Source organism: Streptosporangium sp. NPDC000239, from assembly GCF_040300765.1.
Classification (GTDB): domain Bacteria; phylum Actinomycetota; class Actinomycetes; order Streptosporangiales; family Streptosporangiaceae; genus Streptosporangium.
Genome location: NZ_JBEPEI010000005.1, coordinates 130,597 through 143,127 on the forward strand (window position 1 = coordinate 130,597; position 12,531 = coordinate 143,127).

Annotated in this window: 21 protein-coding genes; 16 read left to right on the top strand and 5 right to left on the bottom strand. The window is 63.8% G+C overall.

What is annotated here, in order from left to right; translation table 11 throughout:
* Positions 1-5 precede the first annotated feature (5 nt).
* From ABT340_RS15535 to nrdJ, 6 genes are read left to right on the top strand one after another with little or no spacing between them, the layout of a single operon-like run.
* Complete coding sequence (locus tag ABT340_RS15535) at positions 6-353, top strand: hypothetical protein (protein WP_352011403.1); 348 nt, start codon at positions 6-8, stop codon at positions 351-353.
* Positions 353-664, top strand: coding sequence for a hypothetical protein (locus ABT340_RS15540; RefSeq protein ID WP_352011404.1), 312 nt, complete (start codon positions 353-355; stop codon positions 662-664). Before ABT340_RS15535 ends, ABT340_RS15540 begins: the two co-directional genes overlap by 1 nt.
* Positions 661-921: a hypothetical protein gene (locus tag ABT340_RS15545; RefSeq protein ID WP_352011405.1), complete on the top strand. Its 261-nt coding sequence runs from the start codon at positions 661-663 to the stop codon at positions 919-921. Before ABT340_RS15540 ends, ABT340_RS15545 begins: the two co-directional genes overlap by 4 nt.
* Positions 912-1,730 carry a metallophosphoesterase gene (locus tag ABT340_RS15550; protein WP_352011406.1) on the top strand — a complete coding sequence of 273 codons (819 nt, stop codon included), beginning with the start codon at positions 912-914 and terminating at the stop codon, positions 1,728-1,730. The genes ABT340_RS15545 and ABT340_RS15550 overlap by 10 nt, the downstream gene beginning before the upstream one ends.
* Before the next feature lie 32 nt (positions 1,731-1,762).
* Positions 1,763-2,416: a hypothetical protein gene (locus ABT340_RS15555; RefSeq protein WP_352011407.1), complete on the top strand. Its 654-nt coding sequence runs from the start codon at positions 1,763-1,765 to the stop codon at positions 2,414-2,416.
* A 2-nt stretch (positions 2,417-2,418) separates the two neighbouring features.
* The gene (gene nrdJ, locus ABT340_RS15560; protein ID WP_352011408.1) at positions 2,419-4,470 is read left to right on the top strand and encodes a ribonucleoside-triphosphate reductase, adenosylcobalamin-dependent; all 2,052 of its coding nucleotides are present in this window, start codon (positions 2,419-2,421) and stop codon (positions 4,468-4,470) included.
* Here nrdJ and ABT340_RS15565 read toward each other — a convergent pair.
* Complete coding sequence (locus ABT340_RS15565; protein ID WP_352011409.1) at positions 4,467-4,790, bottom strand: hypothetical protein; 324 nt, start codon at positions 4,788-4,790, stop codon at positions 4,467-4,469. The genes nrdJ and ABT340_RS15565 overlap by 4 nt on opposite strands.
* Positions 4,791-4,883: 93 nt before the next feature.
* Between ABT340_RS15565 and ABT340_RS15570 the strand changes: the two genes are divergently transcribed.
* The 10 genes from ABT340_RS15570 to ABT340_RS15615 all read left to right on the top strand — a co-directional run bounded on the left by ABT340_RS15570 (position 4,884) and on the right by ABT340_RS15615 (position 10,298).
* Positions 4,884-5,444 carry a D29-gp49 family protein gene (locus tag ABT340_RS15570; RefSeq protein WP_352011410.1) on the top strand — a complete coding sequence of 187 codons (561 nt, stop codon included), beginning with the start codon at positions 4,884-4,886 and terminating at the stop codon, positions 5,442-5,444.
* A 98-nt stretch (positions 5,445-5,542) separates the two neighbouring features.
* Positions 5,543-7,375, top strand: a complete 1,833-nt coding sequence (locus tag ABT340_RS15575) for a DNA polymerase (protein WP_352011411.1) — start codon at positions 5,543-5,545, stop codon at positions 7,373-7,375.
* A gap of 13 nt (positions 7,376-7,388) precedes the next feature.
* Positions 7,389-8,093: an FAD-dependent thymidylate synthase gene (thyX, locus tag ABT340_RS15580; protein WP_352011412.1), complete on the top strand. Its 705-nt coding sequence runs from the start codon at positions 7,389-7,391 to the stop codon at positions 8,091-8,093.
* Complete coding sequence (locus ABT340_RS15585) at positions 8,090-8,527, top strand: hypothetical protein (protein WP_352011413.1); 438 nt, start codon at positions 8,090-8,092, stop codon at positions 8,525-8,527. Before thyX ends, ABT340_RS15585 begins: the two co-directional genes overlap by 4 nt.
* 122 nt (positions 8,528-8,649) lie before the next feature.
* Positions 8,650-8,874 (top strand): thioredoxin family protein, encoded by a 225-nt coding sequence (locus ABT340_RS15590; RefSeq protein WP_352011414.1) that lies wholly within the window; start codon positions 8,650-8,652, stop codon positions 8,872-8,874.
* Positions 8,871-9,089, top strand: a complete 219-nt coding sequence (locus tag ABT340_RS15595) for a hypothetical protein (protein WP_352011415.1) — start codon at positions 8,871-8,873, stop codon at positions 9,087-9,089. Before ABT340_RS15590 ends, ABT340_RS15595 begins: the two co-directional genes overlap by 4 nt.
* A gap of 5 nt (positions 9,090-9,094) precedes the next feature.
* Entirely contained in the window at positions 9,095-9,403 is a 309-nt protein-coding gene (locus tag ABT340_RS15600) for a hypothetical protein (protein ID WP_352011416.1), read from the top strand.
* 78 nt (positions 9,404-9,481) lie between these two features.
* Positions 9,482-9,892, top strand: coding sequence for a deoxycytidylate deaminase (locus ABT340_RS15605; protein WP_352011417.1), 411 nt, complete (start codon positions 9,482-9,484; stop codon positions 9,890-9,892).
* Positions 9,889-10,101 (top strand): hypothetical protein, encoded by a 213-nt coding sequence (locus tag ABT340_RS15610; protein WP_352011418.1) that lies wholly within the window; start codon positions 9,889-9,891, stop codon positions 10,099-10,101. Before ABT340_RS15605 ends, ABT340_RS15610 begins: the two co-directional genes overlap by 4 nt.
* On the top strand, positions 10,098-10,298 hold the full coding sequence (locus ABT340_RS15615; protein ID WP_352011419.1) for a hypothetical protein: 201 nt from the start codon (positions 10,098-10,100) through the stop codon (positions 10,296-10,298). The genes ABT340_RS15610 and ABT340_RS15615 overlap by 4 nt, the downstream gene beginning before the upstream one ends.
* A 353-nt stretch (positions 10,299-10,651) precedes the next feature.
* Here ABT340_RS15615 and ABT340_RS15620 read toward each other — a convergent pair whose 3' ends face one another.
* The 4 genes from ABT340_RS15620 to ABT340_RS15635 form a co-directional block, all read right to left on the bottom strand.
* A complete protein-coding gene (locus ABT340_RS15620; RefSeq protein ID WP_352011420.1) occupies positions 10,652-11,263 on the bottom strand; it encodes a hypothetical protein in 612 nt (203 codons plus the stop codon).
* Positions 11,260-11,445, bottom strand: a complete 186-nt coding sequence (locus tag ABT340_RS15625) for a hypothetical protein (protein WP_352011421.1) — start codon at positions 11,443-11,445, stop codon at positions 11,260-11,262. The genes ABT340_RS15620 and ABT340_RS15625 overlap by 4 nt, the downstream gene beginning before the upstream one ends.
* Positions 11,445-11,825 (bottom strand): hypothetical protein, encoded by a 381-nt coding sequence (locus tag ABT340_RS15630; protein ID WP_352011422.1) that lies wholly within the window; start codon positions 11,823-11,825, stop codon positions 11,445-11,447. The genes ABT340_RS15625 and ABT340_RS15630 overlap by 1 nt, the downstream gene beginning before the upstream one ends.
* A 71-nt stretch (positions 11,826-11,896) precedes the next feature.
* Positions 11,897-12,484 carry a DUF5753 domain-containing protein gene (locus ABT340_RS15635; RefSeq protein WP_502992511.1) on the bottom strand — a complete coding sequence of 196 codons (588 nt, stop codon included), beginning with the start codon at positions 12,482-12,484 and terminating at the stop codon, positions 11,897-11,899.
* Positions 12,485-12,531: the final 47 nt, after the last annotated feature.

Here is a 12,531-nt window from a genome sequence, read left to right on the forward strand (position 1 = left end):
ATAAGATGACCAGCGAAGAACTCGCCAACGAGGTCATGTCGGCAGTCATGGCCGTCCAGTCCCGCATCGTCGGCGTCGGCCAGGAGCAGTACTCCCTGGGCTCCCAGCAGAAGTTCGAGTTGATGAGCCTCGCCGAGATCATCCAGTACGCCCGAGAGGAGATCGAGGACGGTATCGCCTACCACGTGATGCTCCGCTACAAGCTCGGCCTCCTCGACAAGGCCGTGGCTCAGGCGTTCGCTGGCTACAACGCCAACCGGTCGCAGGTGGAAGTCCGCGTGCCGACTCCTCCACTGCCTGACGCCATGGTCTTCAACCAGACCGTCAACGACTTCTTCGGAGGTCAGCGCTGATGAAGATCTCCGGAGAGTGGGAGCTGACCCTTGAGGAACTCGCCACCCTCTTCGAGGCGAAAGGCTGGTGCTACCACACCGACCAGGGGCTCATCATCCCCAACGCGCGCCTCATCGAACGAGTGCTGACCGAGCTGATCAGCGACGTCCTCAAGCACCCTCGCGACGAGGCCCAAGGGGGTCGCTTCATGGTCTGGAAGGACCCCGAGCTGGCCAACGCCTACGACCTCTGGCTCAACGTGGGCTTCATGTGGGACGACGACGCACTGTCCGAAGAGGAGCGAGCCATCCTCGCCGAGGAGGACGAGTGACCGACTCCCTGCTGCTCAAGTCCAGGCAGGCCGCCCTCAAGCGACACAAGGCCCGCCAGCGCAACGGCCTGTGGTGCGAACCAGGCTGCGTCTTCCACACCGCCGCCAAGCTCACCGCCGAGAAGGTCTGGGCCACGCACATCGGTGGCTGGACCTTCATGTACTGCGACAACATCGACAAGCTCGCCAACGAGGGCCTGTTCGACGAGAACCGCGAACAGATCCTTCAGGCAGCCAAGGAGGTCATATGGGATTGACCAAGCGCATCGTGGTGATCTCAGACACGCAGCTCCCTTTCGAGGACAAGCGCGCCCTGCGCAACGTCATCGCCTTCGTCGGCGACTACCAGCCCGACGCCGTCTATCAGATCGGCGACCTGATGGACTACCCGACGCCTAGCCGGTGGAACCGGGGCACTCGGGGTGAGTACGAGCAGCTCGTGATCAAGCACTCTGACTACGGGAAGCGCAACTTTCTGGAACCCCTGCGGGCCGTCTACAGCGGCCCGGTCGGAGTCCTGGAAGGGAATCATGACGAGCGTCCTCGAACGTATCTCGCACAGCAGGCTCCTGCGCTCGCCGAGTTCACCGACACCTTCCACTTCGCCACGTTGCTCGACTTCGACAACTTCGAAGTTGACCTGATCAAGCCCTTCCACAAGATCGGCCCGGACACCGTCTTGGTGCACGGTCACGAGATCAAGGGCATGAGTCAGATCGCCGGAACCACCGCCTACGGCCATGCCGCCAAGGCCGGGACGAACGTGGTCATGGGTCACACCCACAGGCTGGGCATCCGTCGCCACACCTCCCAGTACATCGGTGGCAAGCCCATCCGCAGGTGGGGCTTCGAAGTCGGCAACCTCATGGACGTCAAGCAGGCCGGCTATCTCGGAGCCGGGGGAGTGGCCAACTGGCAGAGCGGGTTCGGCATCCTCTACGTCGGCCAGTACGACGTCAGCCCCCACGCCATCGACGTCTTCGGCGACGGCTCCTTCGTGGTTGAGGGCGAACGCTACGGCGCGCTCAAGCGAGGCCCGAGCGGCAAGTTCGCCACAGCCGCCTGAACTGCGCCCTCAAACAAGAGATTGGCAACTCATTGATCAAAGATGAGCACGCAGACCTGCTCATGCAGGTAGCCGCCCACGTCGGCCGCAAGCTCGCCTGGCAGTACCCCACCATGACGGCTGACGACATCGCCTCCGAACTCACCACCCAGGTCCTGGGGGAGTGGCGGCACATCGAAGCCCGGCTCGCCAAGGCTGGCGAACACGGTCGCAGTGAGTACGAGGTGCTGCACTTCCTTCTTTCTCAGAGGGGCGCCACCTACTGCGGGCGCCAGCACTACACCTACATGATCAGCAACCCGCAGGCGGTGGTCTACACGCCGCGCGAGGTCCGGGCGCTGCTGAAGGAGTTCTACTACCACCCCGACTCCTACGACACCCCCGGCAGGGATGCGGAGCAGGGCGTAGCCGTAGAGGCCCGGAGCCTGTGGGTCAACCTGGCTGACCTCAGGTCGGCGATGGGGCGTGTCCCGCCCCGAGTTCACGACACCATCCTCGCGACCTTCGGCCCGGAGGACCTGGACCTGCCCGAGCCCGACAAGCGGCGCGTGAGTGACGCCGTCGCTGTCGTCACCCGCGAACTAAACCGCCACCTCAACCGGGGTGCACACCACGAAGGGCCAGGGCGGCGCCGAGTTATGACCAACGCCGCCGCCGTCCACGCAACCCACAAGCAGGAGAACTGAGCTTGACCTACACCTACACCTTTGGCCCTGCGGGCGAAACCGTGTACCAGCGCACCTACAGCCGAACCAAGGCCGATGGCACCAAGGAACGGTGGCCCGAGACCGTCGATCGTGTCGTCCACGGCAACCTCGACCTCGTCGAGTTCCCCAACGTCTGGAGCTACTACACCGAGGGCGTTGCGCTGTCGAAGCTGATGACCCGTTTCGCCATCCTCCCGGCAGGCCGGCACCTGTGGGCCAGTGGAGTCCGCGGTCGCCAGTACTTGTTCAACTGCCACACGAGCGGCTGGACTTCGCGCTTCAGCGAACACTTCGAGTTCACCTTCCTGCGCCTCATGGAGGGGGGAGGCGTCGGCTCGAACTACGCCTCCAAGTACCTCGACGACTACGGCCCCGTGCAGAACCAGCTCAAGGTTCACGTCGTGTGCGACCCCGGCCACCCGGATTACAAGGTGATGAGGTCGGAAGGGCTGCTGAGCGAGAGCTTCTCCCACGAGTGGGACTGGCCCCTCGCCGTGGACGACTCCCGCGAAGGCTGGGCCGCCGCGTTGTCTGACCTGCTGGACGCCTTCATGCGCCCCGACACCATGCACTCCGACCGAGTCTTCGACGTCTCCAACGTCCGCTGCGCAGGGTCCCGCCTGAAGACGTTCGGCGGCACCGCCTCCGGACCAGCGCCGCTGGCCCGCATGCTCGTCGAAGTCGCCTCGGTACTCAGCGCCCGCCAGGGCAACGTCGTCACCCCACTGGACGCCATGGCCATCGACCACGCCATCGCGCAATGTGTAGTGGCCGGAGGCAACAGGCGGTCGGCCAGAATGGCGATGCTCCCGTGGGACGACCCCCACATCTTCGACTTCATCGACTGCAAGGCCACGGGCGGCCACTGGACCACCAACATCAGCGTGGCCATCGACGACGAGTTCACCGACGCCATCAGAGGCTACGGCCTCCCAGACGACTGCGCCCATGCGCAGGAGGTCCTGAACCGCATCGCCTCAGGGATGCTCCACAACGGAGAGCCAGGCATCTGGAACCGCGACCTCTCCCAGGTGGGTGAGACCGGACAGGTCTTCGCGACCAACCCCTGCGGCGAGATCGCCTTGGAGCCCTTCGAGAACTGCAACCTCGGACACATCAACTTCGCCGCCTTCGCTCCCTGCGACGTGGACGGCGACTTCGACCTCGTCGGAGCCGTCGAGGCGGCCCGGTTGATGACCCGTTTCCTGATTCGGGCCACCTTCGGCGACGTCAACGACCCCAACCAGCGCGCCATCCTGGCGAAGAACAGACGTATCGGCGTCGGCCTGTTCGGGGTGCAGGAGGGCCTGGCCCGCATGGGCATCCGCTACTCGGAGGCACCGTACAACCCCACCGTCCGCCGCATCCTCCGGACGCTGGCCCACTACATCCGCGACGAGGCCAGGAGGTGCGCCTTCCAGCTCCGCATCCCCGAGCCGGTCAAGGTGACCACCATCGCTCCCACCGGCTCGATTGCGAAATTGCCCGGCACCACCGAGGGCATCCACCCCATTTTCAGCCGCTACTACATCCGAAGGATTAGGTTCTCCACGCTGGACGAAGGCCAGATGCAGCAGGTCGCGGAGTACCGGGCCAAGGGCTACAACGTCCTGGACGACCCGCAGGCCGCGAACACCCTCGTGGTCGAAATCCCCTCCAAGGAGAGCGTCGTCGAACGTGTGGAGGCCGCTGGCTGGTCTGGCGAGATCGTCGAATCCGCCGATGAGCTGACCTTGCAGCAACTCCTGGCTTTCCAGGAGATGGCCCAGGTCGAGTTCGCCGACAACGCCGTCTCTTTCACGGCCAACCTGAACCCCGACGAGTACACCGTCGAGTCCCTCGCCGAGACGCTCAAGACGTACTGCCGGACTCTGAAGGGCAGCACGATCTTCCCCGAGAGGGGTTACGCGCTCGCGCCCTACGAGCGCATCACCCGTCAGGATTACGAGGACTGGGTGGCGAGCACCGGCCTGTCCCACGTCGAGGACGGCATCGACGAGGAGTGCGCGAACGGCGCCTGCCCCATTCGCTAGCGGCCCCCTTGTATAGGCCAATGAGTGACCCAGTCGGCCACAGTGGGCAATGACCAGAAAACCAAAAGCACCGCAATGATCGCAATAAAGACCGTTATCCACTGATTTCGTAAGATCTTGTCCCTAAGAGAGCCATACCTCCGGGAATCGGCTGCTTGCAGCGAGGTCTCCTGTGGCCAGGTCTCAGTTTGAACTGTTTCCAGAGTCGGCGAACTTGGGGTGGCAGGTTTTTGCGGCTGGGCTTGCTGTCGCGCATAGTGCACCTGCATGGCGGCAAGAACGGCGCTGATGATGCCAACGATTAAGGCAGCAACTTCCACGCCTTAAAGACTATCCAGTCTTACCTCTCAAGACACCCATAGCGCTACATCACCACTCGCTATGCCCTCAAACATCAGGTTGGTAGTGATCACGTGAGTTTCTACGACGAAGACCCCTGGGCCGCCGAAGCCCCCACCGACAACCCGTGGGCCACCGACACCCCCGCCGCCGACCCATGGGCTTCAGAGCCCCCCGCCGATGAGGCGCAGGCCGCCCCGAACACCACCCCCACCACCCCGAGCAAGGAGAGCACCATCACCGCGAACAACAGCACCGAGGGCAAGATCGTCACCACGATTAAGTACGGCAACGGCTTCGACGCCCCCTGGACCGTCATCCACTCCAACTCCGTGGAAGAGGCCACCGCCACTCTCAACGAGGCCAAGGGCCTACTGGAACTGACCGCCCGAGTCGCCAAGTTCGCCAAGGGCCTCGACTCGGGGACCTCCGCTACCGCCCCGCGCGGTGGCGGCAGCACCACCACCCAGCGGCCGGCCTCCACCCCGCCCGGCCAGGAGGTCAAGACCTGCTCACACGGCGAGATGAAGTACATCACCGGCAACGGAGCGAAGGGCCCCTGGGCCGGTCATTTCTGCCCGCTGGAGAAGGGCAACCCTGACCAATGCAAGGCGATCTTCGTCCGGAACCGCTGATGGACCCCAGGACCGAAGCCCTTTTGTTCTTTCTGCTCTGGGGGCTTCTCATCTGCACCGCGCTGCTCGTCATCGCGCCCTGATATAGGAGGTTGGTAGTGCGTGTCCACGAGATGCGGCTCGCGGGCCGCACCATCACCGGCCATGTCGTGGAGAACGAAGACGACCTCCCGGCCTTCGCCGACTGGGCGAAAAGGCACACCGAGTTCGGCTTCGACACCGAGACCACGAGCTTGGAGATCTACAAAAAGGATCACCGGCTCCGAGCAGCACAGTTCTCAGTCGGCGACCAGACCTGGCTGCTGCCCGTCGAGCGCCACCCGCGCTTCGCCTGGTACGCCGCCCGCACGTTGCAGCACGCCCGCCGCCTCTACATCCACAACGCGGCCTTCGACCTCCAGGTGGCCGATCGCCACCTGGGGGTCTCCCTCGCGGGGACCTTCGCCAAGACCATCGACACGGGCATCATCTCCCGCCTGGTGGACTCCAGAACCCGCAAGGAGCGCGGGCCTGGGCACAAGCTGGAGGAACTGACTGAGGTCTTCATCGACCCAGTCGCGGCCCGAGACATCAAGGGATCGGTTGGCCGGCAGTGTAAAGCGTTGAACCTGAAGAAAGAGGAGTACTTCTCCCAGGTCTCGCTCGATGACGAGGTTTTCCAGCTATATGCCTTGATGGACCCAGTCTTGGCCTGGGTCTTGGCCAAAGTACTGGGGCCAAAAGTCCCCGACAGCGCCAAACACCTCATCCCTTATGAGCACGAGATCGCCCGCATCTGCGCGGATATCTCCAAGGAAGGGTTCCTGCTCGACCAGACTTACACCACCGAGCTGGCCACCCGCCTCCGCCAGGAGGAGACGTGGTGGCAAATCGAAATCGAGCAGGAGATCGAGCGGCTCGGTTTCATCGACCCCGACGAGTTCAATCCGAACTCGACCGACCAGGTTTTCGAAGCCCTGCTCTACATGGGGCACGAGGAGTTCGAGCAGACACCCACCGGAAAGCCCAAGGTGGATGACAGCCTCCTTGAGTACCTGGCCGACAACGGCATGTACTTCGCTCGCTGTATCAAAGAATTGCGTAAGGCAGGAAAATGGGCCGCAACGTGGCCTGAATCCTTCCTCGCCAATGCCGACGAGTACGGAAGATGCCACGCCAACATCAACACTCTCCAGGCCAGAACCGCCCGGATGAGCATCACCGGCATCCCTGCTCAGACCCTCCCTTCCGCCGACTGGCTGGTCAGGCGATGCTTCCTGGCTGATGAGGGCCACGTAGTGGCGAGCGTGGACTACTCGAACATGGAACTCCGCGTGATGGCGGCCCGATCGGACGACCCCAAGATGATCGAGGCATTCAAGAGGGGTGACGACCTCCACCTCCTGACGGCCAGGGCCGCCTTCGGGCAGCACATTCAGAAAGACGACAAGGAGCGCAAGTACGGGAAGGGAGCGAACTTTACCAAGGCATTCGGAGGCGGTATCGACGCCATCGTCCAACAGTACAAAATCGACTGGGACAACGCGGCCAAGGTAAGCAAGGCATTTGATGCCACCTACACCGGAGTCACTCGTTACTCCAAGGAGCTTCAGAAATCCGCCAGGAGTGACGGCTTTATCACCTCGGCCACCGGCCGACGTCTCTACGTAGACAAAGAGCGCCCATACTCATCGCTCAACTACGACATTCAGAGCAGCTCCCGAGACATCACCGGAGCCGCCTTGGTCCGGCTCGACAAGGCCGGATTCACCCCGTACATGAGACTCCCCATTCATGACGAAGTCCTTTTCAGCTTTCCTAAGGCCGAGGCCAAAGAGATGGCTAACCAGGCCGGAGAACTGATGAAGCACACGATCAACGGCTTGGAAGTTCCCACCGACCCCGAGGTCGGAGGGCGTAGCTGGGGCTCCCTCTATGGGGCCGATTACTGATTCAAGGAGCGCCTTGCTCGTAGAGCTGATCGCATGTACCCGCTTCGACGCCCACACCTTCCAGGAAGCCACCGGCTTCCAGACCGAAGCGTGGGCCACCTGGGCAGACGGCCTGGTAGAGGCCGCAGGCCGCCAGTGCTACGAAGCCTGGGAGCGCAAGAACCCCAAGACCTCAACCAACCGGGGCTACCTCGAAAACATCGTCAGCCACCAGCACTTCTCCGTGCTGGAGCACGCCAGCGCAACCTTCCTCATCCAGGGAGTCAGCCGGTCCCTACTGGCCGAGCTGACCAGGCACCGCCACCTCAGCTTCAGCGTGCAGTCCCAGCGGTACGTGGACCAGGCCGGCCGCGAGGCCGTGACCCCGCCCGCACTGCGAGGGACCGACATGGAGGGCGACCTGCACGCCTTCCACGCCCAGGCAGTCGATCTGTACGTACAGGCGCGGAACGAGTTGGCCGACCAGGGCGTGCCCCGCAAGCAGGCGCGCGAGGCCGCGCGAGCGTTCCTGCTCAACGCCCAGCCGGTCGGCATGGTGGTCACCGGAAACCTGCGAGCCTGGCGTGAGGTGCTGACGAAGAGGTACCACGTCGCGGCCGACGCCGAGATCCGCGAGCTGGCCGAAGAGATCCTCGCTCACCTCCAGTGCATCGCCCCGAACAGCTTCCAGGACTTCGGAGACGTCATCGGCAACGAGAAGATCCGGAGGGCGGCATGACCGCCAACCGGCTCACCTTCTTCCAGCGGGACGACACGATCTGGCTCGTCCCCCACCTCCCGCACATCCCTCTCAAGGACGTCCAGGCCGAGCACAACTACGGCGACCCGAGCCTCGTCCATCTCGTCATCGAGTGCCCTGAGGGCTACGAAATCACCGAGGAGCCAGACCCCATGCCCACCAGCCAGCGAATCGCTGCCGCATCCGACCTGGCCCGCCAGCTCGTCGCCCAGATCGGGCGGCTGGAGATCGAGAACGCCGAGTTGCAGTCCCGCTTGGCCGCCACCCAGCGAAGCGACCTCAGGGCGAAAGCCAAGCGCCACGTCGAGAACTACCGGCGCAAACTCCACCGCGCCCAGAATGCCGGCGACCTCACCGCGGCCTCCCAAGCCGACCAGCGCGTCCGCGCCATCGAAAAGCTCCTCGAACTCTGAAAGGCCCCCATGGACAAGTTCGTCAAAGCCATGGTGTACGTCACCGTCGCGCTCCTCTCCCTGCTCATCAACGTGAGCTTCTTCGTCGCCGTCCTGGGTCTCGTCAAGGGGGTGCTCGCCTAGTGCACCTCTACTTCTTCAACCCCACCTGCGGACCTTGCAAGCGGATCAGCCCCAAGGTGGACGCCGCGATCGAGGCAGGCGCCCATATCCGCAAGCTCGATGTCAGCACCGCCACCGGGAGATTCGTCGCCAGGCTGTTCGGGGTCACCTCGACCCCGGCCTACGTCAAGGCGGGGACTTTCACCGTCCTGATTGGCAACGAGGCTGCGAAGGAGTTCGCGTGACAGGCGGATGCTTCCCCACCGAGATCTACTTCGTGACCGGCATCCGACCGCGAGGTCAGATCTTCCACCTCACCGGCCCCATGAGGCAGTCCATCAAGGGCTACGCCGGACGGGGCCGGAACGTCAAGGGCGTGAAGATCTGGAAGCTCAACCCGCCCGGCTGGCGCGACGTCAGCCAGGACTACGTGGACGAGAAGGGCTACCTCAAGTGGTGAGAGCGATGGGCTACATCCACCGTCACGCCGAGGCCGTGTCGGCGTACCACGACTTCGAGGAGGAGAACGTGGTGATCGTCCAGACCTCTCACTCCGTACTCGGCGCGGCCTCCTACCAGACCACCCCGCTCAGCATCGAGGCTGCGGCCAAGCTCCACCAGCAGCTCGGTGAGGCACTCGACATTAAGCGCCCCGGCTTCCCGCCAGCACATAACTGCTCGATGCTCCGCTCGCGTCTCGAAGAACGCCTCACGGCTCTGGAGAGCCGCCTCGACCGCACCCTCGAAGTCAACAACCTCTGGGACGGCTCATGAGAAAGATCAACGACATCGTTGGCCTCATCTACTCAGCCGCACTTTTCGTCGCGGTCTGGTCGATAGCGATGTGGACCATTGGATGACCGACCCTCATGGGACGACTACTTCCTTCGAATTGCCCGAGCAGTGGCGGCTCGTGGAGATTGCTCCCGGCGCCAAGTCGGCGCCGTCCTCGTCCGACCTGACCGAAGGATCGCCTCCACCGGGTACAACGGAGTTCCTCCCGGATCACCTGGATGCCTTGCAAGCCCTTGTGAACGAGTGGGCCTGGCGCTGCGCAGTGTCGATGGCGGTGGGGTGTGTCCCGGTTATAGCGACTGTCGGAGCGTCCACGCCGAGGCCAACGCCCTTCTCTACGCCAGCAAGGACGACTGTGAGGGAAGCAGCACCCTCTACTGCACCGACGAACCCTGCGTCGGCTGCTTGAAGTTGATCCGCGGTGCTGGCGTGGCCCGCATCGTTACCCCGAACGGAGAGTGTGCATGACCGTCATCACCGAGGAGCCTACGGGCCACAAGGCCATCGTCCTGGACGCTCACAGCGACGCTTGGCAAGCCCGAGGGGATGGCATCTGGCACTGCGCCATCGACGGAGACGACTTCTCGTACTGGACATGGGTCCAGCTCCTTAGGGAGCTGGGCCCTATCACCCTCATCAGCGCTGGCGACGCCGGCGACAAGGATGTCTCGGCGTGAGCGCCTGTCCGACCTGCGGCCACACCCGCGAGCCCGCGATCGACTCCGTAGTCCTGGACGTAGACAGTGACGCCTGGCAGCGTCGCCCCAACGGCTGGAACTGCACGGTCCACGAGATCGAGTACAAGGACATCTCCTGGGGCCAGCTCCTCACGGAGTTCGGACCGATCCGCATCATCCACACGTCCACGGAGTAGCCGGAAATGAATAAGCCCCCTGGCCCAAAGGCCAGGGGGTCTTTTTTTTTGTCCGAAGAGGGGACTTCTCACTTCTTTCTGCCTGGTCTAGCTAGAACCCTACTAGGCAGACTCGCTATCCGAATCGGATAGCTGTTTTCCGCAGGGGCATGTTCCATTCCCATTGGAGTCGAGCTGAACTACTGATTGACAGGAGGGGCATATTCTCCAAAATACGACGGACATGGAGATCCTTCCGAATGATTGTTAGTGAGAATCGACGGATGCAGGATGAGGCCCGGCAGGGGAGGGGAAGTGAGAGCCAAATCAGACAAGGAGGCTTTCCTGATGTCTGAACCCCTGCCGGGGAGCCTTCAGACGGCCTCGGGCCGGATGTCGCGCAGGCTGACGAGAAGCTGCGTGGCCAGGGCCCGGGGCAGGAGGTGGATGTCGTCCAGGCCGATCGCCATTTGGTGGCGGGTCTCGACGAGTCGGCCGTCATCGTCGTGGCCGTAGAGGTTGGCGAGCACGCCGATGGGGGTGTAGTCGCTGACCGTGCAGACGAACGGTGACCCGTGCCGCAGGTGCGGGCAGGCGGTCAACGCCTCCGCTATGTGTTCCCGGCAGGTCGGCGGGCTCACGGTCGGCCAGGGGGCTGCGCCGTCAGTCGGCGGGGGCGAGGCCAGCACCCACCACAGGCGCCCCGTTTCGGGGTCGGCGGCCGGTCGGCCGCACACCCGGCACAGTCCCTTAAGCATGCAGCGGCGCTGCCGCAGGGTGTGGACCATGGACCATAGGACCGTCCCGTCCTGCCTGTTACCGCATCGCGCCCACAGCACCCCGAACATGAACTCACCCGGCAGCGTGTCCCGGTAGGTCAGCCAGTCCACCCCGGCGACGTGCACGAAGGTCAGCGGCAGTTCCACCGTCTCCTCGGCGTACGGCGTGATGTACGGCTTGCGTAGGTCAGCCGTAGGAGCGGTCACCGTGCCCTCCATTGCGGGGTCAGTGTCCACGTCACCCGTACGGCCAGGCACTCCAGCTCAAGCGCCCGGAACGTTGGGGCAGTCACGCTGGGGGCGGTGGTTGCCGGGGCGCCCCTGCGGTACGCCTCGAAGGAGCCGTCTTCCCGCTCGACCACGTCGAACTCCGGGATCTCCCGTGTCATCAAGTCTCCTTCGGAAGCACCGCGACGATCACGTTCACCACCGCGTCCGGCCGATCACCGCTTATCACCTGGCAGTCGATCCCGATCACGGGCAAGCAGACCATGAAGCACCCGGAGCGCAGCCCCACGGTCACGGTGGCCACCTCCCAGCCCTCACGGCTGGAGACCGCCAACTCAACCTGATCGGTACGGGGGAAGAGGTTCGTCTCGTCATCGCGCAGGCGAAGCCCTACCCGGTGGGTGATCGAGGTCCTGACGTCTTGGGCTCGCAGCAGGTGTTCAAGCTCAGACAGCAGGCTCGCCTGATGCTGCTGCGCGCTGCCGTCCGTGGTGCTGTGGCCCTCCGCGACGGGTTCCAGTGCTGTCTGTGCGGAAGTCATGCCTCGACGGTAGGAGTAGGCGTTCCGTGGTCTCAACGAGTGTGCGAAAACTTGCAAAAATTGCGGGAACCCTAGGCGGGCGCGTCGATGGCCGCGGTGATGAGCGCCCGCGCCTGCGCACCGTATACGGCTGATTCGGCCAGTTCACCAAAACCACGCACATACAAGGCCACTTCATGGGGGGCAGTGACGGTGACGGCCGCCGACAGCAGCTCGATGAACACCCTGTTGTCGTCGAAGATGTTGAACGCTTCCAAGGTCCACATGCGCCGGGGGGCACTGCGAGGGATCACCCCGAGGGACACCGAGGGCAGCGACATGACCGCTAGCAAGTGCCCGAGCTGGCCGGCTGTGGTCTCGGCATCAGCGATACGTGCGTACAGCACCGACTCCTCCACCAAGATGGCGAACCGGTGGCTCCCCTCGTATAGCACTCGGGACCGAGCCATACGTGCCTCCACCGCCTCGTCGGTGTCGTTGGAGGCTCCGTGGAAGGCGCCGAAGGCCGCCAACATGGCGTGGGCGTATCCAGGAGTTTGGAGAAGGCCGGGAATCACATTGGAGCAGTACACCCGAAACAGCTCGGTGGCCTGATAAAGCGGGACACTGGACTCCTGGATTTGCCGCAGGCCGCCTCTGTGTCGCCGACGCCACTCCACATACATCTCATGAGCTGCGCGGGAGGCCGCGACCAGATCAGGGATCT